General features: G+C 50.8%; 19 protein-coding genes and 1 tRNA gene. 9 read left to right on the top strand and 11 right to left on the bottom strand.

The genetic code is table 11. The features are described from left to right. Positions 1 to 192 precede the first annotated feature (192 nt). Positions 193 to 269, bottom strand: a tRNA-Arg gene (locus ACM5Q9_RS00650). Between the two features lie 103 nt (positions 270 to 372). On the opposite strand from ACM5Q9_RS00650, the gene ACM5Q9_RS00645 reads away from it, so the two are divergent. From ACM5Q9_RS00645 to ACM5Q9_RS00630, 4 genes are all read left to right on the top strand, one after another. Next, positions 373 to 996, top strand: a complete 624-nt coding sequence (locus ACM5Q9_RS00645; protein ID WP_418142812.1) for an L-threonylcarbamoyladenylate synthase — start codon at positions 373 to 375, stop codon at positions 994 to 996. Between the two features lie 152 nt (positions 997 to 1,148). Beyond that, positions 1,149 to 2,051 (top strand): 4-hydroxy-tetrahydrodipicolinate synthase, encoded by a 903-nt coding sequence (gene dapA, locus ACM5Q9_RS00640; RefSeq protein WP_418142811.1) that lies wholly within the window; start codon positions 1,149 to 1,151, stop codon positions 2,049 to 2,051. Positions 2,052 to 2,069: 18 nt separating this feature from the next. After that, positions 2,070 to 3,206: an outer membrane protein assembly factor BamC gene (gene bamC, locus ACM5Q9_RS00635; protein ID WP_418142810.1), complete on the top strand. Its 1,137-nt coding sequence runs from the start codon at positions 2,070 to 2,072 to the stop codon at positions 3,204 to 3,206. Positions 3,207 to 3,282: 76 nt separating this feature from the next. Next, on the top strand, positions 3,283 to 3,657 hold the full coding sequence (locus ACM5Q9_RS00630; RefSeq protein WP_418142809.1) for a tautomerase family protein: 375 nt from the start codon (positions 3,283 to 3,285) through the stop codon (positions 3,655 to 3,657). 67 nt (positions 3,658 to 3,724) lie between these two features. On the opposite strand, the gene ACM5Q9_RS00625 is transcribed toward ACM5Q9_RS00630, so the two are convergent. Both ACM5Q9_RS00625 and ACM5Q9_RS00620 read right to left on the bottom strand, forming a co-directional pair. Beyond that, positions 3,725 to 4,000 (bottom strand): hypothetical protein, encoded by a 276-nt coding sequence (locus ACM5Q9_RS00625; RefSeq protein WP_418142808.1) that lies wholly within the window; start codon positions 3,998 to 4,000, stop codon positions 3,725 to 3,727. After that, on the bottom strand, positions 3,991 to 4,893 hold the full coding sequence (locus ACM5Q9_RS00620) for a LysR family transcriptional regulator (RefSeq protein WP_418142807.1): 903 nt from the start codon (positions 4,891 to 4,893) through the stop codon (positions 3,991 to 3,993). The genes ACM5Q9_RS00625 and ACM5Q9_RS00620 overlap by 10 nt, the downstream gene beginning before the upstream one ends. 192 nt (positions 4,894 to 5,085) lie before the next feature. Between ACM5Q9_RS00620 and ACM5Q9_RS00615 the strand changes: the two genes are divergently transcribed. From ACM5Q9_RS00615 to gdhA, 3 genes are all read left to right on the top strand, one after another. Next, complete coding sequence (locus ACM5Q9_RS00615; protein ID WP_418142806.1) at positions 5,086 to 8,643, top strand: indolepyruvate ferredoxin oxidoreductase family protein; 3,558 nt, start codon at positions 5,086 to 5,088, stop codon at positions 8,641 to 8,643. Positions 8,644 to 8,769: 126 nt separating this feature from the next. Then, positions 8,770 to 9,174 carry a GlcG/HbpS family heme-binding protein gene (locus ACM5Q9_RS00610; protein ID WP_418142805.1) on the top strand — a complete coding sequence of 135 codons (405 nt, stop codon included), beginning with the start codon at positions 8,770 to 8,772 and terminating at the stop codon, positions 9,172 to 9,174. A 261-nt stretch (positions 9,175 to 9,435) separates the two neighbouring features. Beyond that, entirely contained in the window at positions 9,436 to 10,788 is a 1,353-nt protein-coding gene (gdhA, locus tag ACM5Q9_RS00605) for an NADP-specific glutamate dehydrogenase (RefSeq protein ID WP_418142804.1), read from the top strand. A 192-nt stretch (positions 10,789 to 10,980) separates the two neighbouring features. On the opposite strand, the gene pnp is transcribed toward gdhA, so the two are convergent. Together pnp and rpsO are read right to left on the bottom strand one after the other, a co-directional pair. Continuing rightward, positions 10,981 to 13,134 (bottom strand): polyribonucleotide nucleotidyltransferase, encoded by a 2,154-nt coding sequence (pnp, locus tag ACM5Q9_RS00600; RefSeq protein WP_418142803.1) that lies wholly within the window; start codon positions 13,132 to 13,134, stop codon positions 10,981 to 10,983. A gap of 155 nt (positions 13,135 to 13,289) precedes the next feature. Further along, on the bottom strand, positions 13,290 to 13,559 hold the full coding sequence (gene rpsO / locus ACM5Q9_RS00595) for a 30S ribosomal protein S15 (RefSeq protein WP_418142802.1): 270 nt from the start codon (positions 13,557 to 13,559) through the stop codon (positions 13,290 to 13,292). Between the two features lie 238 nt (positions 13,560 to 13,797). Between rpsO and ACM5Q9_RS00590 the strand changes: the two genes are divergently transcribed. Beyond that, positions 13,798 to 14,319 (top strand): hypothetical protein, encoded by a 522-nt coding sequence (locus tag ACM5Q9_RS00590; protein ID WP_418142801.1) that lies wholly within the window; start codon positions 13,798 to 13,800, stop codon positions 14,317 to 14,319. Between the two features lie 125 nt (positions 14,320 to 14,444). On the opposite strand, the gene pssA is transcribed toward ACM5Q9_RS00590, so the two are convergent. From pssA to ACM5Q9_RS00560, 6 genes are all read right to left on the bottom strand, one after another. Continuing rightward, on the bottom strand, positions 14,445 to 15,194 hold the full coding sequence (gene pssA, locus ACM5Q9_RS00585) for a CDP-diacylglycerol--serine O-phosphatidyltransferase (protein WP_418142800.1): 750 nt from the start codon (positions 15,192 to 15,194) through the stop codon (positions 14,445 to 14,447). Between the two features lie 9 nt (positions 15,195 to 15,203). Continuing rightward, positions 15,204 to 15,857, bottom strand: coding sequence for a phosphatidylserine decarboxylase (locus tag ACM5Q9_RS00580; protein ID WP_418142799.1), 654 nt, complete (start codon positions 15,855 to 15,857; stop codon positions 15,204 to 15,206). 174 nt (positions 15,858 to 16,031) lie between these two features. Continuing rightward, positions 16,032 to 17,234, bottom strand: a complete 1,203-nt coding sequence (pcaF, locus tag ACM5Q9_RS00575; RefSeq protein WP_418142798.1) for a 3-oxoadipyl-CoA thiolase — start codon at positions 17,232 to 17,234, stop codon at positions 16,032 to 16,034. A 39-nt stretch (positions 17,235 to 17,273) separates the two neighbouring features. After that, a complete protein-coding gene (locus ACM5Q9_RS00570; RefSeq protein WP_418142797.1) occupies positions 17,274 to 17,909 on the bottom strand; it encodes a 3-oxoacid CoA-transferase subunit B in 636 nt (211 codons plus the stop codon). 13 nt (positions 17,910 to 17,922) lie between these two features. Beyond that, entirely contained in the window at positions 17,923 to 18,603 is a 681-nt protein-coding gene (locus ACM5Q9_RS00565; RefSeq protein WP_169294022.1) for a 3-oxoacid CoA-transferase subunit A, read from the bottom strand. Positions 18,604 to 18,774: 171 nt separating this feature from the next. Further along, complete coding sequence (locus tag ACM5Q9_RS00560) at positions 18,775 to 20,865, bottom strand: 3-hydroxyacyl-CoA dehydrogenase NAD-binding domain-containing protein (protein WP_418142796.1); 2,091 nt, start codon at positions 20,863 to 20,865, stop codon at positions 18,775 to 18,777. A 245-nt stretch (positions 20,866 to 21,110) separates the two neighbouring features. On the opposite strand from ACM5Q9_RS00560, the gene ACM5Q9_RS00555 reads away from it, so the two are divergent. Further along, positions 21,111 to 22,304: an acyl-CoA dehydrogenase family protein gene (locus ACM5Q9_RS00555; protein WP_418142795.1), complete on the top strand. Its 1,194-nt coding sequence runs from the start codon at positions 21,111 to 21,113 to the stop codon at positions 22,302 to 22,304. Positions 22,305 to 22,314 lie beyond the last annotated feature (10 nt).

The raw sequence follows: 22,314 nt of genomic DNA, 5'->3' as shown, positions 1-22,314 counted from the left end.
TGCTGTAAGCGTTAGCCTGCCAGGCTTATAAAACAGCTTGTTATATTTTGAAGATGGCTGACATATACAAAGCAGGCCTAATTCGGCATAATGCAAATTCAAACGGCGTGAAACCCATTAAAGCAGGGGCATATCGCCAACATGCCGTACTGAATTTTTTATGTTTGTTTGAATATTTCTATTGAATATTTATGGTGCCTCCGGCGAGAATCGAACTCACAACCCCCCGCTTAGAAGGCGGGTGCTCTATCCAGTTGAGCTACGGAGACAACACAAGCCCGCTATTCTAACCCGAGTAAATAATATTTGCATTAATTTAGCTACAATAACCCATAAATTTATCACTGATAATTCCAACCAAGAGGGTCTGATATGGCAATTTTATTTGATGTTCATCCACAAAACCCGCAAATCCGCCTGCTGAAACAAGCGGCACAAATGATTAACGATGGTGGGCTTATCGCGGTGCCCACCGATTCCAGCTACGCCATCCTGGCCCGCCTTGACGACAAGGACGCCGCCGCACATTTACGACGCATTCGCGGCCTTGACGAACGTCATCACCTTACCCTGCTTTGCCGTGACCTGGCTGAAATCGGCCATTTTGCCCGAGTCGATAACCAGCAATACCGCTTGCTGAAAGCGGCCACACCCGGCCCCTGGACCTTTATCCTGGAAGCGACTAAAGACGTGCCACGCCGGGTGTCTCACCCTTCACGCAAAACCATTGGCATTCGCGTGCCCGACCACCCCATTACACTGGCCCTGATCGAGGCGGTTGGCTCACCCTTGCTATCCACCACCTTTATTCCCAAAGACGAAACCGAACCATTGAATGACCCCGAAGAAATCATGGCCCATTACGGCCACGAGCTGGCGGGCGTGATTGACAGCGGCAGCTGCCCTGGTACGCCAACTACCGTGATCGACCTGTCTTCAGGCACCCCTGAAGTGGTACGAATAGGCTCCGGCAATCCCGCCAGCCTGGGACTGTAATCAGAAAAAAGCCGGTAAAACACCGGCAAAACCTTTGTTTGTGTTTTTTTTCAACAATTTTCCCATTCATCTTCTGTAATTCTATTAAACTATTGGCAAAAAAGCGTTATGCTTAGTGGTTTATATTCATCCCTGTTCAGGACTTTTTAATTATGGCAGTCGACAGTTCTTCATATCCTATTTTTACAGGCAGCATTCCTGCACTAATTACCCCCATGTTGCCCAACGGCAAGATTGACTATGAAGCCTACAAGAAGCTGATCGACTGGCATGTACAGGAAGGCTCTGACGGGCTGGTTGTAGTGGGTACTTCTGGCGAATCGCCAACTGTGGATTTTGAAGAGCACACCGAGCTTATTCGCATCGCTGTCGAACATGCAGCCGGCCGCATTCCAATTATTGCCGGTGTGGGGGCCAACGCAACCGATGAAGCGATTTACCTGACCAAGCAGGCCAAAAAAGTAGGTGCACATGCTGGCCTTTCGGTGGTTCCCTACTACAACAAGCCTACTCAGGAAGGACTTTTCCTGCACTTCAGCGCCATTGCACAGGAAGGCGGGTTACCCATCATTCTGTACAACGTACCCGGTCGCACTGTTGCCGACCTGAGCAACGAAACCATTCTGCGTTTGGCCAATGTACAAAACATTATCGGCATCAAAGATGCCACTGGCGACATTGCGCGTGGCGCCCTGCTGCTGGCCAACAAGCCCGATCACTTCCAGGTTTTCAGTGGTGATGACCCAACCGCCGCCGCCCTTATTTTGCTGGGCGCCAATGGTAATATTTCGGTCACTGCCAATGTCACCCCAAAACTCATGCACGAGCTGTGCGTTGCCGCCCGCCAGGGTGATGTACCCACAACACGTGCCCTCAATGCCAAACTGGCTCAATTAAGCAAAGTACTCTTCATTGAAGCCAACCCCATTCCCGTTAAATGGGCGGTTGCCCAGCTTGGTTTGTCACAATTGGGCTATCGTCTCCCCCTGTGCGGGCTCAGTGAACAAAACAAGATTCCGGTTACCCAAGCCCTTGAAAGCCTGGGCCTTATTTAATATCAAGGATCAAGATTTATGCGCATCAATGCACGCCATCTTACAGCATCGGGTTTAATTGCAGCCGCAACCCTGCTTGCCGGATGTAACGCCGTTTCTGAAATCATGGGAGATGGAGAACAGGTTGATTACAAAAGCACCGTTCGCGGAGACCCGTTAAGCATTCCACCCGATCTGTCCAGTGCCGATATCAAACCCCAATACACGGCACCAGGTGGTGTTGCTTCGGCAGCCTCCTATAATAAATCGCTTGCAGCCGCCAATGCTGCAAACGCCAAAGGTGCTAACGTACTGCCTGCCATTGATGGCATGGAAGTGCGCCGCAACGGAGACCTGCGTTGGCTGGAAATCAATCAGGATCCTAATGTCATCTATCCCAAGCTGGTTGGTTTCTGGACAGACGAAGGCTTTACCATTAACCGTGACAATCCTAAAGCCGGTATTATTCAAACCGACTGGGCCGAAAACCGTGCCAAGATTCCTGGCAATTTCTTGCGTCGCGCACTGGGTTCTATTGTAGACGCGGTATCAGACAGTGGCGAGCGTGAGCGCTTTACTACCCGTATTGAGCGCGTTAATGGCAAAACCGAAGTTTACATTAACCATGAACGCATGGTAGAAACCCAAATGGACCGCGATGGCACCCAATTCAAATGGTTGCCTGCCAACGAAGACCCAGGCCTGAACGCGGCCATGATGTCTCGCTTGATGGTTTATCTGGGTGCTGATAAAGCCCGGGCCGAACAACAAATCAGACAGTCCGCAGCCGCGGCACCTGCAGTCAGCCAACCCAGGATCGCCAGTTTAGTTGAAGGTTCCGCAGCCTTGTCGGTTAACGAACCTCAAGACCTGGCATGGCGTCGGGTAGGCAATGCCTTGTCTGCCTCGGGCTTCAAAATTGAAAACTCAAATGCCACAAACGGCACTTACGTCATTCGCTACCTGGATACCGATACCGGAGAAAAACGCCAGGAAGCCAATTTCATTAGCCGTTTATGGGGTGATAAAGGCAACCTGACCCCGCTGCCTTACACCATTGAAGTCAACAATCAGGGTGCCCAATCATTGGTGACCGTACGCGACCAAAACGGAAATCCCGACAACAGCAATACGGCGCGCCGCATCCTGACGGTGATTGCCCAAAAAATGAATTAATTCGTTTTTAATCAGTTTTACATTCCTTCCCCTTGCCTGCCAAGGGGAATTTTTTGCCCAACACCAAAGGAAAATCATGCCATTTATTCACGCACAAATTCTTGCCGGTCACAGCACGGAACAAAAACAGGCGCTCTTGAAAAACGCCAACAAGGCGGTACAGGAAAGCATTGGCGCCCCCGAGGCCAGCATCCGCATTACCCTTCAGGACTTCCAACCCCATGAAGTCATGGTTGCCGGCCAGGAAGGCAAGGCTTTTGCCACCATTCAGGTGCACCTGATTGAAGGAAGGACCGAAGCCTTGAAAGCCGCCCTGATTGCCGCCTTAAGCCAGGCAGCCAGTGAAAGTCTGGGTATTTCGCAAGAAGAAATCCGGGTGATGGCTATTGATGTACCCAAAGAAAACATGGGTGTGGCCGGTGGCATTAGTGCCAAAGCGGCAGGCCGGTAAACGCTTTCATCACACGACTGGCAAATAACCATTCCTGCTCCTGCGCGAGAGCATAGGAGCAAATAAATTACTCGTTCCCATGCTCCCGCGTGGTAACGTCTGCATCCTGCTCACCCTCTTCCCGCTTTTCCGTATTCAGCCGGTACAGGCTAACGCTCATGGCCAATAAAAATGAAACAAAAATGGCCACCATACCAGCGACCAGGAAATTATCCAGCACAAACCAAAGCGGCAGCCACAACAACAACGCCACGCCCATAGGCGCACTGCCCATGGCAAACAACAGCTTTCCCAGCCTGCTTTTCAATGTTTTCAACTTACTTTTGAACTTGACTAATGACATGCGTACACCAAAAAATGTTTAAAGGCCTGTGCCGTTTCGCATAAAGGCACTGATTTGTGCCAGAACATGCCGACCTCCATCACCGGCACACCACCTTCAATGGGCACGGCATTGATTTTCTTCCCCTCCAGGGACCAGGGCCGGTACACCATTTCAGACAGAATCGTGACCCCCAGCCCCTGTGCAACAAATCCGCGCACGGCCTCCATGGAACGGGTTTTCAGCACCACATTGGGCTCAAGCCGGTGCTGGCGCCAGAACCGCAAGCCAGACTCTTCCGCATTATCCACCAAAATCAGGATATAAGGGTATGGAGCTATTTCCTGTAGTGTAACCGAAGCACGCATGCCCAACGGATGTGAAGGGGAAACCCACAATTTACGGGCCGAACGCAACAAAACCTGGTGCTCAAAACGGCCAATATCCTTAAGATTGGAGGTTAAACCCACCGCCATGTCTATATCACCGTTCAACACCGCCTGCTCCATCTGAGCCAGCTCCATATCCACCAGGTCAAACTGAACCCCTGGATTGGCTTTTTTAAAGCGCAACACCAGTTCAGGCAAAAAATATCCCAATACAGTATAAGAAGCAGCCACTCGCAACACACCGGAAACCCCGTCATTTTGCCGGCCGGGCTGATGCAGGGCCTCATCAAAAGCATCCAGTACAAAACGCACGTGACGGTAAAAATCATGCCCGGCCGCCGTTAAGGCAACCCCGTGCTGCAAACGGTCAAACAGCGGTACTTTAAGATGCGCTTCAAGACTAAGCACCGCACTGGTAATGGCCGATTGCGACACGTGCTCCTCGGCGGCGGCCATGGAAAACCGCCCCGTACGGGCCGCTGCCGCAAAATACCGGAACTGTCTGATTGTTACCTGCTTTGACATTTGTTTTTCAGATACCTGTTAATGATTTTTTTAATTTTACGATACCCGGTAAAAAAGATAAACTTTGCATCAAGCATCAGTGCAATTCGCTTTTTACCTCCACAAGGGGTATTGTATGTATAAACATGCAATGCGTTTTTGGCTGATCATTATAGAAATAATTCACAGACAAAGATTCTGGAGACAAACACAATGAATGCCCCCCTATCCAAAGCGGCTCAAGCGGCACTTGATTCCATTACCCTGGATGACAAATATACCCTTGAAAAAGGCCGGGTTTACATGAGCGGAACCCAGGCACTGGTCAGACTGCCCATGCTTCAAAAAAGCCGGGACATGAAAGCCGGACTGAATACCGGCGGTTTTATCTCGGGCTACCGGGGCTCTCCGCTGGGCAATGTGGATTTATCCCTGTGGAAAGCGCAAAAGTACCTGGATAAAAACGATATTGTGTTCCAGCCCGGTGTCAATGAGGAACTGGCGGCCACCTCTATCTGGGGCTCGCAACAGCTGAACCTTTTCCCCGAGGCGAAAAAACAGGGCGTCTTTGCCATGTGGTATGGCAAGGGGCCAGGCCTTGACCGTTCCATGGACGTTTTCAAGCATGCCAATAACGCCGGCACAGCCCAATATGGCGGGGTCTTGCTGATCGCCGGCGATGACCACGCTGCCAAATCCTCCACCGTTGCCTACCAGTCCGAACACGACTTGCAGGCGGCCGGCATACCGGTGCTATATCCGTCCAATGTGCAGGAATACCTGGATTTTGGTCTTCACGGCTGGGCCATGAGCCGCTATTCAGGCCTGTGGGTCAGCCTGAAATGCGTCACCGACGTGATTGAATCCAGTTCTTCGGTTGATATTGACCCTGACCGCATCCAAACCGTGATTCCCAGTGATTTTGAGCTGCCCCCTGGCGGATTGAACATACGCTGGCCCGACACCCCGCTAGAGCAGGAAGCACGCCTAAACAATTACAAATGGTATGCCGCTCTGGCCTATGTACGGGCCAATAAGCTGGACAAAATCGTGATTGATTCACCCAATGCCCGTTTTGGCATTATGACGGCGGGCAAGGCTTATCTGGATGTGCGCCAGGCCCTGGTAGACCTGGGGCTGGATGATGAAACCTGCGCCGCGATTGGCATACGACTGTATAAAGTAGGCTGTGTATGGCCACTTGAAGCCCATGGCGCACGCAATTTTGCCGAAGGGCTTGAAGAGATCCTGGTCGTGGAAGAAAAACGCCAGATCATGGAATACGCCCTGAAAGAAGAACTGTATAACTGGCGCGATGATGTCCGTCCCGACGTGTACGGCAAATTTGATGCCCGCGATGACGGCGGTGGGGAATGGTCAGTGCCCCGTGGCAAATGGCTATTACCACCCAACCACGAACTGTCACCTTCCATTATTGCCAAGGCCATTGCCAAGCGCCTGGAAAAACACCCCTTGCCCGAAGCCGTCCAGGCACGCATCAAGGCACGTATTGCCGTGATAGAAGCCAAGGAAAAAGAAAACCAGCGCCTGTCGGTGGTGGTTGAGCGTAAGCCCTGGTTTTGCTCTGGTTGCCCGCACAATACGTCTACCCGGGTCCCCGAGGGCTCGCGTGCGGTGGCCGGGATTGGTTGCCATTACATGACCATCTGGATGGACCGCGAAACCAACACCTTCTCGCAAATGGGCGGTGAAGGCGTGGCCTGGATCGGACAAAAATCCTTTACCGACACCCAACATATTTTTGCTAACTTGGGTGATGGCACTTATTTCCACTCTGGCATCCTGGCCATACGCGCCTCTATTGCCGCCAAGGCCAATATCACTTATAAAATCCTGTACAACGATGCCGTGGCCATGACCGGTGGCCAGCCCATCGACGGTACCCTTAGCGTACCGCAAATCAATGACCAACTGGTGGCCGAAGGTATTACGCGCGTGGTTATCGTGAGCGATGAGCCGGAAAAATACAAAGGCGTCGTCATGCAGAAAAACCCGGCGGTTTACCATCGCGACCAACTTGACGAGGTCCAGATTGCGCTGCGCGACACGGTTGGCACCACAGCACTTATTTATGACCAGACCTGTGCGACTGAAAAACGCCGTCGCCGCAAACGCCACACCTACCCCGATCCGGCCCGCCGTGTTTTCATTAATGAAGCGGTTTGCGAGGGTTGCGGTGATTGCAGCGTACAGTCCAACTGCCTGTCGGTTGAGCCACACGACACCCCCATGGGCACCAAGCGCCGTATCAACCAATCCAGCTGCAACAAAGATTTCTCCTGTCTTAAGGGCTTTTGCCCCAGCTTTGTAACTGCCGAAGGTGCGCAGGTACGCAAGCCAGTCATCAACCTGCCCAACCTAGAAAAGAAAGCGGGCAGCATTCCCCTGCCCGCCGAACTTCGTCTTGAACGCCCCTGTAATATTCTGGTACCGGGTGTAGGAGGCACCGGGGTAGTAACGATTGGTGCCTTGCTAGGCATGGCAGCCCATATTGAAGGAAAAGGGGTTAACGTGCTTGACGTAACCGGCCTGGCACAAAAAGGCGGTGCCGTAGTCAGCCATATCCAGATCGGCAACCAGCCCTCTGATCTGCATTCCACCCGCATCGGCATGGGCGAAGCAGACCTGATCATTGCCTGCGATGCGATTGTGGCCGCTTCCAAGGAAATCACCTCAAAAACCCGTAACGGCATTACTTTTGCCACCATTAACAGCGCCAAATCACCTACTGCCGAGCTGTTCAAGGACCCGAAATGGCGCTACCCTACCGCTACCACCACCCATGAACTGACTGAAATCCTGGGCCAGGATCATTGCGAATTCCTGGATGCCAATGGCTACGCTGTCATGTTGCTGGGCGATGCGATTTTTGCCAACCCATTGCTGATGGGATACGCCTGGCAAAAAGGCAAAATTCCGCTCAAGCAAGAAAATATCCTGCGTGCCATCGAACTGAACGGTGTGGCCGTACAAAAAAACCTGGATGCCTTTGAATGGGGCCGTTACCTGGCTCATCATGGTACGGCCTCCCTGCCGCTTAACGGCCAGCAAGACAAGGAACCGGGTGTATTAGTGAATATGCCCGAAAGCCTGGACAAGTTGCTTGACCGTCTTGAAACCCACCTGACCCACTACCAGAACAAAAAATACGCCCGCCGCTTTACCGAAGCGGTTGGCCATATTCGCAAGCTGGAACAGGGACTTGGCCAGGGATCGCAACAACTGACTGAAGCCGTTGCCCGCAACCTGGCCAAATTAATGAGTTACAAGGATGAATACGAAGTGGCCCGGCTGTATGCCGACCCGGCGTTCCTGAACAAACTGCGCCATGAATTTGAAGGCGAACCCGGCAAGGATTACCAGCTGCAATTCCATCTGGCGCCACCGGCCTTCAGCCAAAAAGACCGCCATGGCCACTTGATCAAGAAAAAATATGGGCTATGGATGATGAAGGCGTTTGGCTTGTTGCAACACTTCAAAGGCTTGCGTGGCAGCAAACTGGACCCTTTCGGTAACACCGAAGAACGCAAAATGGAAAGGCAGCTGATAGAAGACTATCTGGACATGCTGCGCGAATTTGCAACCAGCCTGAATGAAAACAATCTGGATATTGCCATTGCACTGGCCCGGCTTCCCGATGACATTCGTGGCTATGGCCATATCAAAGAGGACAATATTCGCAAGGCAGCCGCCAAAAAAGCGCAATTGCTAAAAGACTATGCCACGGCATCACTTGGCAAAGTGGCTTAGCAAAAAAACAGTTTTACCCATAACTGGCAACATTTCCGGTTTTGGGTAAAGCTCCCTATAATATAACGGTCATACCCTGTAAATAACGCCCCGCAGGCAATCACCTGCCCACCGCAAAGGACGATCATGAAAACCAAACCCGTACTTGAACACGCTGACGTAAAGAGAATAATGACGGCAGCCGTTGCCCATGCGCAAAAAAACAACTGGCCGGTAACGATTGCAATTGTGGATGATGGTGGGCATTTGCTGGGACTTGAACGCCTTGACGGCGCAGCGCCCATTTCAGCCCATATTGCACCGGCCAAAGCCAAAACCGCCGCCCTGGGATGCCGCGAGTCCAAAGGCTATGAAGAAGTCATTAATCATGGCCGCACTGCTTTTTTGTCGGTTCCTGTACTGGATGGCATGCTTGAAGGCGGTGTGCCAATAGTCATTAGCGGTGCGTTTATTGGTGCCGTTGGGGTTTCAGGCGTAAAGGCCAGCGAAGACGCCGAAATAGCCAAAGCTGGCATAGATGCCCTGTCATAATCCTTGATATTGCTGCCATTTATTGCAAAACAGCCTTGCCTGAAGTAGGCCTCCCAAAAAAACAACCCGGCACTTTGCCAGCTTTTGAGGGAAGCCCAAAGCGGGACAAGGCTTTTTTTGCGTTAAAACAACCTGCTTGCATAAACATGTTTCTTTTTCGTTACCGCAATGCACAATTATCAACCATGCAGCAGCATTTTTTTTTATAATAAACGCACAAAAAATATTATTTATTCTAAAAACTCACACATCGCCGCAATCATGTCATATAAAGCACAAACTTTAAAGAAACTGCAAAAATCCAGTCCTGGACAGCCTGAATTCTATCAAGCTGTTGAAGAGGTCCTGGACTCCCTTGAGCCCCTGTTTGCCAAAGAAAGCAAATACCTCGAGCACAACATTATCGAGCGCATCGTTGAACCCGAGCGTCAATTCATGTTCCGGGTCGCCTGGATCGACGATCAGGGCAAAGTACAGGTCAACAAGGGTTATCGTATCGAATTCAACTCTGCCATCGGCCCTTACAAAGGCGGCTTGCGCTTTCACCCCAGCGTTTCCAGTGGCATCATCAAGTTCCTCGGCTTCGAGCAGATTTTCAAAAACTCATTAACCGGCCTCGCTATTGGCGGCGGCAAGGGTGGCAGTGACTTCGACCCCAAAGGCAAGTCCAATAACGAAATCATGCGTTTCTGCCAGTCTTTCATGAATGAACTTTATCGCCACATTGGCCCCACCACCGACGTTCCCGCCGGTGATATTGGGGTTGGCGGTCGTGAAATTGGTTATTTGTTTGGCCAATACAAACGACTCACTGGTCGCTACGAAGGCGTTTTCACCGGTAAAAAAATTCCATGGGGCGGTTCATTAGCCCGCACCGAAGCCACCGGTTACGGCACCGTTTATTTTGCCCAAAATATGCTTACAGCCACAGGCCAAGCCCTTGAAGGCAAAACCTGCGTGGTATCAGGTGCCGGTAACGTTGCCATCTACACCATCGAAAAACTGTACCAAAACGGCGCCCTGCCGGTTACTTGCAGCGACTCGCGTGGCTTTATTTACCACAAATCAGGCATCAATCTGGAAACCCTTAAACAGCTTAAAGAAGTTGAAGGCGCCTGCCTGTCCAAATACACCCAGATCCACCCCGATGCGGTTTACACTCCGGTTGGCAGTTACCCTGCAGGCCGCAATGCAGTCTGGTCTGTTCCCTGCGACCTGGCCTTCCCTTGCGCAACCCAGAACGAACTGAACCAGGCTGATGCCCGTGAACTGCTTAAAAACGGCTGCATCCTGGTTGCCGAAGGCGCCAATATGCCTTCTACCCCAGAAGCTGTTGAAGAGTTCCTGAACGCAAGAATCCTGTACGCACCCGGCAAGGCTGCCAACGCAGGTGGTGTTGCCACCAGCCAGCTTGAAATGGCCCAGAACGCCAGCATGGTTCAATGGAGCTTTGAGGAAGTAGATGTTCGCCTGAAAACGATCATGAAAAACATTTACCTCACCGCTTCCGAAACTGCGATGGAATTTGGCCAACCCCACAACCTGGTGCTGGGTGCCAACATTGCCGGTTTCCGCAAAGTGGCTGACGCCATGATTGACCAGGGCGTTCTTTAATAAAGCGCACTATCGCTTATTAATACATCCAGCTAAACAAAAAAACGCTATCCTTCACCGGATAGCGTTTTTTTATATGGCAAGCTGGCTTTCAGCCTATTGTTCAGGACTACTCGTTACTCGTTTACTCGTTCCCACGCTCCGTGGGAACGAGTAACTAGGATAAGCGAGCCGCCTGGCTAATCAGCTTACTTATTCGCCTTCGGCAGGTGCTTCTGTTGGTGCAACAGAACCTTCCAGGCCTTCAAGACCGCCTAAAGCTTTAGCAGACAAGCGCAAACGACCACGGTCGTCGGCTTCGATTACTTTAACTTTGACTTTTTGACCAACGGTAAGAACATCATTGATATTGGCAATACGGTAATTGGCAATCTCAGAGATGTGCAGCAAGCCATCGCGACCTGGCAGGATTTGTACAATACCACCAAAATCCAGCAAGCGCTGAACAGTACCTTCATACACCTGGCCAACTTCAACCACAGCGGTCAATTCAGCAATACGGCGTTCGGCTTCTTTGGCCTTCTCAAGGTCTGCGCTGGAAATAACCACATCACCTTCATCGCTGATATCAATCTGGCAACCGGTTTCTTCGGTCAGGGCGCGGATGGTTGCACCACCTTTACCAATAACGTCACGGATTTTATCAGGATTGATTTTCATGGTCAGCATGCGTGGTGCAAAGCTGGACAGTTCGGTACGTGAGCCGGTAAGGGCTTCGTTCATTTTACCCAGGATATGCAGGCGGCCTTCACGGGCCTGGGCCAGTGCAACTTGCATGATTTCCTTGGTAATGCCCTGGATCTTGATATCCATTTGCAAAGCGGTAATACCGTTCTGGGTACCGGCCACTTTGAAGTCCATATCGCCAAGGTGATCTTCATCACCCAGGATATCGGTCAACACGGCAAACTTGCCGCCATCTTTGATCAGGCCCATGGCAACGCCGGCCACGTGATCCTGTACTGGCACACCGGCGTCCATCATGGCCAAAGAGCCACCACACACGGAAGCCATGGATGAGGAACCGTTAGACTCGGTAATTTCAGATACGACGCGAATGGTGTACTGGAAATCTTCGTGTTTAGGCAATGTGGCAACCAGGGCACGTTTGGCCAGGCGACCATGGCCGATTTCACGACGTTTGGGAGAACCGAAACGACCGGTTTCACCCGTTGCAAACGGAGGCATATTGTAGTGCAACATGAAACGGTCACGGTATTCACCCATGACAGAATCAATGATTTGCTCGTCTTGCTTGGTACCCAGCGTAGCCACTACCAGGGCCTGTGTCTCACCACGGGTAAACAAGGCGCTACCATGAGTACGGGGCAATACGCCCAGACGGATGCTGATGGGACGCACGGTACGAGTATCACGGCCGTCGATGCGGGGCTCACCATTCAGGATTTGACCACGAACCAAGGCTGATTCCAAGTCAAACAAGATGTTTTCTACGGCAACCATATCAGGCGCGTCTTCACCTTTTTCAGCAGCCTGCTCTACCAGTGCTTGTTTCACGCTGGCATACACTTCTTTCAGTTTGCTGGTGCGTTCCTGCTTTTGGCGAATTTCGTAAGCGGCTTTCAGGCCCTCTGAAGCCAATGCGGTAACCGCAGCAATTAACGGTTCGTTTTTAGGGGCAGGTTCCCAATCCCATTCAGGCTTGCCGGCTTCTTCAACCAGCTCATGAATTGCATTGATAGCCGCTTGCATTTGCTCATGACCGAACACCACACCACCCAGCATGACTTCTTCACTAAGTTGCTTAGCTTCTGACTCAACCATAAGCACCGCAGTTTCGGTACCGGCAACCACCAGGTCCATCTCAGAGTGCTCTAATTGGGCTGCGGTTGGGCTTAATACATACTGGCCATTGATATAGGCAACCCGGGCGGCACCAATAGGGCCATTGAAAGGAATACCGGAAATAGACAGAGCAGCCGATGCACCAATCATGGCAACAATATCGGGATCAATTTCAGGATCTACCGACAGAACATGAATGATAACCTGGACGTCGTTATAAAAGCCCTCGGGGAACAGTGGACGCAATGGACGGTCGATCAGGCGGGAAGTCAGGGTTTCTTTTTCGGAGGGTTTGCCTTCGCGTTTGAAAAAACCACCCGGAATGCGGCCGGCTGCATAGGTTTTTTCTACATAATCTACCGTTAGGGGAAAGAAGTCCTGACCTGCTTTTGCCTGTTTGGCAGCCACTACAGTGGCCAGCACAACAGTATCACCCATAGATGCAATAACGGCACCGGATGATTGGCGGGCGATTTCACCCGTTTCCAAAACGACTGTGTGGGCACCATACTGAAATGACTTAGTCACTTTATTAAACATTTGTATTCCTTACAATAATTATTTGCCGGTTCACTACAAAAATGCACCATGATCCCATGCATTCAAATTTGACAAATAAACAACAATAAAAAAACCGTGCACAGTACCATAAAAGTACTGTGCACGGTTTTATCCTTGGGCAAAAACCCCGGAAATCACTTACGCAGACCGAGCTTTTCGATCAGGGCGCGGTAAGAATCAGGGTTACGGCCTTTCAGGTAATCGAGCAATTTACGACGACGGCTAACCATACGCAACAAACCGCGACGTGAGTGATGGTCTTTCATGTGTGTTTTGAAGTGACCGGTCAACTCGTTGATACGGGCGGTTAACAGGGCAACCTGAACTTCAGGAGAACCTGTATCGCCTGCCTTGCGGGCAAATTCTGAAACGATTTCTGATTTTTTGATATCTGCTACTGACATAATATGTTCCTCTTGGACATGCGGTAATACTGAGGGGCATTACCGTGAAAATAAAAGAAAATTTGATAATGCTTGTTATTATTAAGGCATGAGCTACCAACACCTGAACCTATGCAAAAACAGGTAAATGCATGTATTTCATGACTTTTTACAGAATAAAAACAAGACAAGTTTGCTATTATATCTTATTCCGATAAATAATGCCCAATTTATCTTTGGCTCCCAAAAGGAAATAAAAATGTTTACTCTGGCACAACATAAGCGACTTAAACTGGCGCTGCTGGCCGGCTCCTTGCTGACACTCTCGGCCTGCACTACCTACCGGGACATCCCGCCCAACAGCCCTATTGCCCAGGTTGAAAACCAAATGGGTACCCCTACTTACCGCTGCACCCTGCCTGATGGCCGCCAAAGACTGGTCTGGAGCCAGCAACCCCAAGGACAATATGCCTACGGTGCCAATGTAGACCAGAATGGCAATATCGACAAAGTCCAGTCGCTCCTTACCGACAGTCATTTCAAGCGGCTTAACGAAGGCCGCTGGACACAAAACGATGTTGCCTGCGAATTTGGCCCACCCGCTGAAATTGACCGGGCTGGCCTGGGCGAAAAAAATGAACTGGTCTGGACTTACCGCTACAAACAAAGCAATGCCTGGAATTCCGTGATGTTTGTATATTTCGGCCGTAATGGCGATGCGGTCACCCACTATCACTCCGGCCCCGACCCGCGCTATGAGCGCTGGTGGGACGTTGATTAAACCCGGCATTAAAAAACCGCTGCACCCGATCCATTTAAATGGAATAAGATTGCAGCGGTTAATAAACAGCAAACTTGCGGCCCCGCAAAGACAAACCGCAAAAAATTTACAACACCAAGGTGACTTCAGGGTGCCTGACGACTATTGTAATGCTGGCGAATTTTACGCCAGCGAATAAACCATACGCCCCAACCCGACAGGCCATAAATAATAAAAAGGCCAAACAGGACAACGGGCGGATTCACAGACACAATCGCAAAAACCAATACGACCGCCAACATAACCGAAGCGGGCGACAGCTTTCTCTCTAGTGACATGGACTTGCCACTGAAAAACGGCGCATTCGACACCATGGTGATACCGGTATAAGTCGTAATCACAAAGGCAATCCAGGCCTGGAATTCATAATTGGGAATTTTATTATCCACCGACAGCCAGACAAACCCCGCTACCAGCGCGGCAGCCGAAGGACTGGGCAAGCCCTGGAAAAAGCGGCTGTCCACCACCGCGATATTGGTATTAAAACGGGCCAGACGGATAGCCGCTCCGGCCACGTAAATAAAGGCGGCAATCCAGCCCCATCGACCAATATCCTGCAGCAGGTACTCGTACATGACCAAGGCGGGCGCCACCCCAAAAGACACAATATCGGACATCGAGTCATATTGCTCGCCAAAGGACGATTGCGTATTGGTCATCCTGGCCACCCGGCCATCCATGGCATCAAGCACCATCGCAGCAAAAATGGCAATGGCCGCCACCTCAAATTGGCCATTCATGGCCTGCACAATGGCATAAAACCCGGCAAATAAATTGGCGGTGGTAAAAGCGTTGGGCAGCAGGTAAACGCTGCGACGGCGATGAAGATCATTCATGATGTTTTACTATTCAGCAGGTAATTCGGCCAAGGCCGTGCTGGTGGCACTGACTTTATCACCAATAACAACTCTTGGACGGGAACCCAAAGGCAGGTAAACGTCTACCCGGGAACCAAAACGGATAAAACCATAACGCTGGCCACGCTTAAGTTCGTTGCCAGCCTGCGCATAACATAAAATGCGCTTGGCAACCAGGCCAGCCACCTGTACAGCGGTAACAGTATGTTTGCCAGGGGTTTCAAGCACCATGGCATTGCGTTCATTTTCCAAAGAAGCCTTATCAAGGGCGGCATTGAAAAACTTGCCTGAAAAATACTGCACTTTTTTAACCGTGCCATCGACCGGTGAACGATTGGAATGCACATTGAACACATTCATGAAAACACTGATTTTGATGGCATCGCGCTGCGCATAAATATCATACACCTCTTCGACGGCCACAATACGGCCATCGGCAGGAGACAGCACCAGATTATCTCCTTCAGGAGCAACCCGCTGGGGGTCGCGAAAAAACTGCAACACAAACAGGGCAATGATCCAGAACGGGATAGATACCGCAAATGACCAAAGGGAAACAATCAATGCGGCAACCACTGAGATTGCCAGAAAAGGCCAACCCTCTTTGGCGATAAATGGATGAGGGTAATGAGGTTTGTTCATTCGATTTTTTTAAGCAAGGCAAATAATAATTGCCCATTGTAATAAAAATAAATGCGTCGCGTACAAACAAAAAACCCAAGCCCGTATATAACACAGGATTGGGTTTCTTGATTATTGAACACTAATGTTGGCAGACTGGCCCGCTGATCGCGAATCTGGCCTGCCATACCACCATTAAACGCGTTCGATAATAACGGCGGCACCCTGGCCAACACCAATACACATAGTGCACAAGGCATAGCGGCCACCTGTGCGCTGCAATTGGTACATGGCAGTGGTTACCAGACGGGCACCTGATGCACCCAGGGGGTGACCCAAGGCAATCGCACCACCATTAGGGTTGACATGCGCGGCATCATCAGGCAGACCCAGGTCACGAGTCACAGCCAATGCCTGTGCGGCAAACGCTTCATTCAACTCAATCACATCCATTTGGTCAAGCGTAAGGCCGGCTTTGTCCAATACTTTACGAATAGCAGGCGCAGGACCAAAACCCATAATGCGAGGTGCAACACCTGCCGTTGCCATGGCAACCACACGTGCTTTGGGTGTCAGGCCGTATTTCTTGACCGCTTCATCAGAAGCCAACAACACAGCGCAAGAACCGTCATTAACACCTGATGCGTTACCGGCAGTAACGGAACCACCCTGACGCACTACACCTTTCAGTTTAGCCAATGTCTCGGCAGTGGTTGCACGGGGATGCTCGTCGGTGTCAACGATTTTAGGATCGCCTTTTTTCTGTGCTACGCTAACCGGAATGATTTCTTCCTTGAAAGCACCTTCGGCAATCGCGCGGGCGGCACGTTCCTGGCTACGCAGGGCAAAAGCGTCTTGGTCTTCACGTGAAACCTTGAACTCATCAGCCACGTTTTCAGCAGTTTCAGGCATGGAGTCAATACCGTACTGCTCTTTCATTTTAGGATTGACAAAACGCCAGCCAATCGTGGTGTCTTCAATTTTGGCTGAACGTGAAAAGGCAGTTTCGGCCTTGCCCATCACGAATGGAGCGCGAGACATGCTTTCTACACCACCGGCAATCATCAGGTCAACTTCACCGGATTTGATGGCACGGGCAGCGGTACCAATCGCATCAAGACTGGAGGCGCACAAACGGTTGATCGTTGCACCGGGCACTTCGACCGGCAAACCTGCCAGCAAACCAGCCATGCGGGCTACGTTACGGTTATCTTCACCAGCCTGGTTGGCACAACCATAAATAATATCGTCCAGCTCAGCCCAGTTGACTGATGGATTACGTTCTACCAGAGCCTTGATGGGCAATGCTGCCAGGTCATCGGTACGAACGGTAGACAAACCACCGGCGTAACGGCCGATGGGGGTACGAATGGCATCACAAATATAAGCATTAGTCATTTTGCTGATTTCCGGAAAAAGAGAAAAAATTAAAAATAATTAGAAAATGAGTTTCGCGCCTGTACGGGCTTGCAAATCTTCATCACTGATATCAACCAGTTTTTCGATGACCTTTACGCCCTCTGGGGTAATTTCAAGTACCGCGATATCGGTATAAATGCGGCTTACCACACCCAGACCCGTTACCGGCAACGTGCATTTTTCAAGGATTTTGGGAGAACCGTCTTTGGAGTTGTGTTCCATCAGGATAAACACTTTCTTGGCACCTACCGCCAAGTCCATGGCACCACCCACTGCTGGTGGCTCACCGGGACGGCCCAAGGACCAGTTGGCCAGGTCACCGTTGGCAGCAACCTGCATGCCACCCATGATACATAAGTCAAGGTGACCGCCACGCATGATGGCGAAAGAATCCACGTGATGGAAGAAAGAACCGCCCGTTAACAGGGTAACCGGCTGTTTGCCGGCATTAATCAGTTCAAAATCTTCCTCACCTTTTGGCGGGTTTGGGCCCATTCCAAGAATACCATTCTCGCTGTGCAGCAGCACTTCGTCTTCTGGATTAAGGTAATTGGCCACCAGGACGGGAATGCCAATACCCAAGTTAACGTAGCTGCCAGGAGGAATATCTTTTGCCAGGCGTTCAGCCATTTGCTCGCGTGTGATTTTTTCCATTTTATTATTTTCCTTAGCTAGAGATATGAGGATTTTCAACCTGAACCACACGGTTCACGAAAATGCCGGGCGTAATAATATGCTCGGGATCCAGTTCGCCCAGTTCAACAATTTGCTTGACCTGAACAATCGTGGTTTTGGCAGCCTGGCACATGACCGGACCAAAATTTCGCGCAGCCTTGCGATAGACCAGGTTACCCCAGCGGTCACCCTTTTCGGCCAGGACAAATGCAAAATCACCGTGAATGGGATATTCAAACACATAGTGCTGACCATTGATTTCACGGGTTTCCTTGCCTTTGGCTAAATCGGTGCCATAGCTGGTGCGGGTATAGAAACCGCCCAAGCCAGCACCGGCTGCGTGCAGGCGCTCGGCGATGGTACCCTGAGGCACACATTCAAGCTCGATTTTACCTGCCTTGTATTTTTCATTGAAAACATTCGAATTGGATGACTTCGGAAATGAGCAGATGATTTTACGAACACGATCTGCCTTAATCAGGGCTGCCAGACCGGTTTCGAAATTACCCGCATTGTTATTGACTACAGTCAGGTCACGGGCTCCCTGGTCAATCAGGGCGTGAATCAATTCAGTAGGATGACCAGCCCCACCAAAACCGCCAATCAGCACGGTTGCTCCGTCAAACACGTCCGCGACAGCTTCTTCAACGCTGCCACAAATTTTATTTATCATATCTAAAGCCTTAAGTTTGCGACTAATGTAAATGTGATCAATCAGCACAAAGACAGCATAAAATTTTTTACGCCATAGATTTCAAACCTGAATGGCAGACAACCTGCCATTCAGGATCTTCAACTTGTCTTTGAGATCGTTAATTTTAACGTATCCCGCTGTACAAGTTGCTTATTTCAGGGGCTCGTTGGATTCCGCATGTTTTTCCAGTAATGGAGAAATCTGCCAGAATTTAGCCTCGGATTCTGAAGCGGCGGCAAAGCGCTTGATGGCACGAACCACATTAAACAGGCCAACCTGCTGGGCATAATGCATTGGGCCGCCACGATGGGCAGGGAAACCATAACCATTCAGGTAAACGATATCAATATCGGAAGCACGTAGGGCAATGCCCTCTTCCAAAATCTTGGCACCTTCATTAACCAGCGCATACACACAGCGGTTAACAATTTCCTGGTCACTGACTTCACGCGGTGTGATGCCACGGGCTTCGCGGAATTCCTTGACGATGTTTTCTACCATTGGGTCAACGATAGGGGTGCGGTTACCGGTTTCATACTTATACCAGCCAGCACCTGTTTTCTGACCAAAGCGACCCGCTTCACAAATACGGTCTGCCACAACAGGCACATAGGCCTCGGGGTTGGCCTCGGCACGACGCTTGCGCACGGCCCAGCCAATATCAAGGCCAGCCAAGTCAGCCACGCGGTATGGACCCATGGCAAAACCGAAGTTCTCAAGGGCTTTATCAATTTGTGAAGGTGAGGCACCAGCCAGCATGGCGTTGTCGGCCGCATCACGGTAGGCATACAGCATGCGGTTGCCGATGAAGCCGTCACAAACACCCGACACCACCGGTTTTTTACCGATTTTCTTGCCCAATGCAATCGAAGTGGCCAGCACATCTTTAGCGGTTTTTTCACCACGCACGATTTCCAGCAATTTCATGACATTGGCAGGACTGAAAAAGTGCAGTCCAATGACGTCTTCGGGGCGACTGGTAAAGCCGGCAATCACATTAAGATCCAGGGTAGACGTATTGGAAGCCAGGATCGCGCCTTTTTTCATGACACGGTCCAGCTCTGAAAATACGGCTTTTTTGACATCCATGTTTTCAAATACCGCTTCAATCGCCAGGTCGACATCGGCAAAATCATCGTAGCTGAGGGTGGTTGACAGCAATGCCATTCTTTCTTCAACCTGCGCTGCCGTAATACGCCCTTTTTTCATGGTGTTTTCGTAGTTGCGGCGAATCGTGGCCACACCACGGTCCAGGGCGTCCTGTTTCTGCTCAAGCAACACCACCGGAATACCGACGTTCAGGAAGTTCATGCTGATGCCGCCACCCATGGTACCGGCACCAATCACACCCACTTTTTCAACCTTGCGCAACAGGGTATCGGCCGGCACATCAGGAATCTTGGTGGCCGCACGTTCGGCACTGAAAATATGACGCATGGCCGCAGACTCGGGAGAGCTCATGAGTTGCAGGAACAATTCACGCTCGTATTTCAGGCCTTCATCGAATGACATGAAAACACTGGCTTGTACGGTATCCAGGCATTTCAGCGGAGCGATTTGGCCTTTTTTGCCATTTTCAAGCTTCTCACGGGCGGCATCCAGGATTTCACGGGCACCCTCGGGACTGATTTCAATATCACGCACACGCTTGAGCGGCAGGTTTTGTGCAACCACTTCTTTGGCGAACTCAATGGCAGCACCAACCACGTCAGTTTCAACCACTTTATCAAGCAAAGCGGTATCGGCCAAAGCCTTGGCCTTGATGATTTGCCCGGTGGTAATCATGTGCAAGGCTTTTTCCAGCCCGACCACGCGTGGCAGGCGTTGTGTGCCACCCGCGCCAGGCAACAGGCCCAGCTTCACTTCGGGAAGACCGATTTGCGCATGGGCTGCGGCCACACGGTAGTGGGCACCCAGGGCCAGCTCCAGGCCACCACCCAGGCAAACGCCGTCAATGGCGGCCACAACCGGCTTGGTCACATTTTCAAGTACTTCAATCACCACGCGCAGAATGGGTTGCTGCAAAACCTTGGGTGTGCCAAACTCGGTCACATCGGCACCGCCCGAAAACGCGCGTGCGGAACCGGTAATCACAATGGCATCAACCCCGCTGTCCGCTTCGGCCTGATCAACAAAAACAACCAGGCTTTTCCTGAGCGCGTAGCTCATGCCATTGACGGGAGGGTTCTGAAACGTAATTAAAGCTACACGATCTTTAATTTCATAAGTTGCGTGACTCATTCTTAATCTGGCTCCAAAGGGCTATTCAAACTACTTTGTTATTAACAATTCCGCAATGCGGAAATAACGGATTCCAATAATAATACACCATATTATTCGCCAAATACCTTATTCTTAATCATATGTCGGTTAAAACACGATGCTTTTAATGAGCGCGAATTCAAGGTATCATAATTCCATTTTAAAGATTTTCATTTTGCAATGCAGAATTAACTATTCTTCTTAAACACTACAGAGATATAACCATGGATATCAATTTCAATGCGGAACAGCTCGCGTTCCGGGAAGAAGTCAGGACTTTCCTGAAAAATAACGTCAGTGACAGCATCAGGGCAAAAATCTTCAACTGCGAACCGCTAGGCAAACAGGAACGGGTGGAATGGCAAAAAACCTTATACCGTCAGGGATGGGGTGCACCCGCCTGGCCGGTTGAATATGGTGGTACTGGCTGGGATGCCGTGCAACGTCATATTTTTGAAGAAGAATGCGCTACTTACGGTGCGCCTGAACAGCTGTCTTTCGGACTGAAAATGGTAGCACCGGTTATCCAGAAATATGCCTCACAGGAAATCAAGGACCGTTTCCTGCCCCGCATTATTTCAGGCGAAGACTGGTGGTGCCAGGGCTATTCCGAACCCGGCGCCGGCTCGGATCTGGCCTCTTTGAAAACCACTGCCGTACGCGATGGCGATCACTATATCGTGAATGGCCAAAAAACCTGGACCACCCTGGCCCAGCACGCCGACTGGATTTTCTGTCTGGTTCGTACCGACCCTGAAGTACGCAAACAGGCGGGCATTTCCTTTTTGCTGATCGACATGAAAACCCCCGGCATTACCGTGCGCCCCATCATTATGCTAGACGATGGCCACGAAGTGAACGAGGTGTGGTTTGAAAATGTACGGGTACCCGTATCCAATTTGGTGGGTGAAGAAAACCAGGGCTGGACATACGCCAAATTCCTGCTGGGCCATGAACGTACCAATATCGCCCGGGTAGGTCGCTCCAAGGCTGCCCTTGCCCGCGTTAAGGAAATGGCCCGCAAACAGCCTGGCAACAATGGCAAGCCACTAATTGAAGACCCTCGTTTCCGTGATCGCCTGGCCCAGATTGAACTGGACCTGATGGCGCTGGAAATCACCAACCTGAAAGTGGTCTCGGCCGATGGCAAGCAGCACACGCCCGGCCCTGAGGCATCCATTCTTAAGGTAAAAGGCTCGGAAATCCAGCAGGACATCGCTGAGCTGGCCTCATTGGCCCTGGGCAATTACGCACCTGCCCATATTCTGGACGCTTCCCACGAAGATATCAGCAGCGCATTCCCGGCCGATTTTTATCATTTAACGGGCAATTCGTTCAACGTACGCAAAACAACCATTTATGGCGGCTCAAGTGAAGTGCAAAAATCCATTATTTGCCGGATGATTCTTGGCCTGTAAGGCATAACGG

Origin of the sequence: Advenella sp. RU8 (assembly GCF_048381675.1) — a bacterium.
Classification (GTDB): Bacteria; Pseudomonadota; Gammaproteobacteria; order Burkholderiales; family Burkholderiaceae_B; genus Advenella.
The sequence above is the reverse complement of the archived record's forward strand: the minus strand, read 5'-3'. Positions and strand labels throughout refer to the sequence as shown.

Bases quoted from the DNA above. Each gene is read 5' to 3' on its own strand.
- dapA (WP_418142811.1), top strand. From the start codon at position 1,149: ATGGCAGTCGACAGTTCTTCATATCCTATTTTTACAGGCAGCATTCCT.
- ACM5Q9_RS00590 (WP_418142801.1), top strand. From the start codon at position 13,798: ATGTTTACTCTGGCACAACATAAGCGACTTAAACTGGCGCTGCTGGCC.
- ACM5Q9_RS00620 (WP_418142807.1), bottom strand. From the start codon at position 4,893: ATGTCAAAGCAGGTAACAATCAGACAGTTCCGGTATTTTGCGGCAGCG.
- pssA (WP_418142800.1), bottom strand. From the start codon at position 15,194: ATGAATGATCTTCATCGCCGTCGCAGCGTTTACCTGCTGCCCAACGCT.
- ACM5Q9_RS00580 (WP_418142799.1), bottom strand. From the start codon at position 15,857: ATGAACAAACCTCATTACCCTCATCCATTTATCGCCAAAGAGGGTTGG.
- pcaF (WP_418142798.1), bottom strand. From the start codon at position 17,234: ATGACTAATGCTTATATTTGTGATGCCATTCGTACCCCCATCGGCCGT.
- ACM5Q9_RS00565 (WP_169294022.1), bottom strand. From the start codon at position 18,603: ATGATAAATAAAATTTGTGGCAGCGTTGAAGAAGCTGTCGCGGACGTG.
- pnp (WP_418142803.1), bottom strand. From the start codon at position 13,134: ATGTTTAATAAAGTGACTAAGTCATTTCAGTATGGTGCCCACACAGTC.
- ACM5Q9_RS00570 (WP_418142797.1), bottom strand. From the start codon at position 17,909: ATGGAAAAAATCACACGCGAGCAAATGGCTGAACGCCTGGCAAAAGAT.
- ACM5Q9_RS00625 (WP_418142808.1), bottom strand. From the start codon at position 4,000: ATGTCATTAGTCAAGTTCAAAAGTAAGTTGAAAACATTGAAAAGCAGG.
- ACM5Q9_RS00630 (WP_418142809.1), top strand. From the start codon at position 3,283: ATGCCATTTATTCACGCACAAATTCTTGCCGGTCACAGCACGGAACAA.
- rpsO (WP_418142802.1), bottom strand. From the start codon at position 13,559: ATGTCAGTAGCAGATATCAAAAAATCAGAAATCGTTTCAGAATTTGCC.
- bamC (WP_418142810.1), top strand. From the start codon at position 2,070: ATGCGCATCAATGCACGCCATCTTACAGCATCGGGTTTAATTGCAGCC.
- gdhA (WP_418142804.1), top strand. From the start codon at position 9,436: ATGTCATATAAAGCACAAACTTTAAAGAAACTGCAAAAATCCAGTCCT.
- ACM5Q9_RS00555 (WP_418142795.1), top strand. From the start codon at position 21,111: ATGGATATCAATTTCAATGCGGAACAGCTCGCGTTCCGGGAAGAAGTC.
- ACM5Q9_RS00645 (WP_418142812.1), top strand. From the start codon at position 373: ATGGCAATTTTATTTGATGTTCATCCACAAAACCCGCAAATCCGCCTG.
- ACM5Q9_RS00610 (WP_418142805.1), top strand. From the start codon at position 8,770: ATGAAAACCAAACCCGTACTTGAACACGCTGACGTAAAGAGAATAATG.
- ACM5Q9_RS00560 (WP_418142796.1), bottom strand. From the start codon at position 20,865: ATGAGTCACGCAACTTATGAAATTAAAGATCGTGTAGCTTTAATTACG.
- ACM5Q9_RS00615 (WP_418142806.1), top strand. From the start codon at position 5,086: ATGAATGCCCCCCTATCCAAAGCGGCTCAAGCGGCACTTGATTCCATT.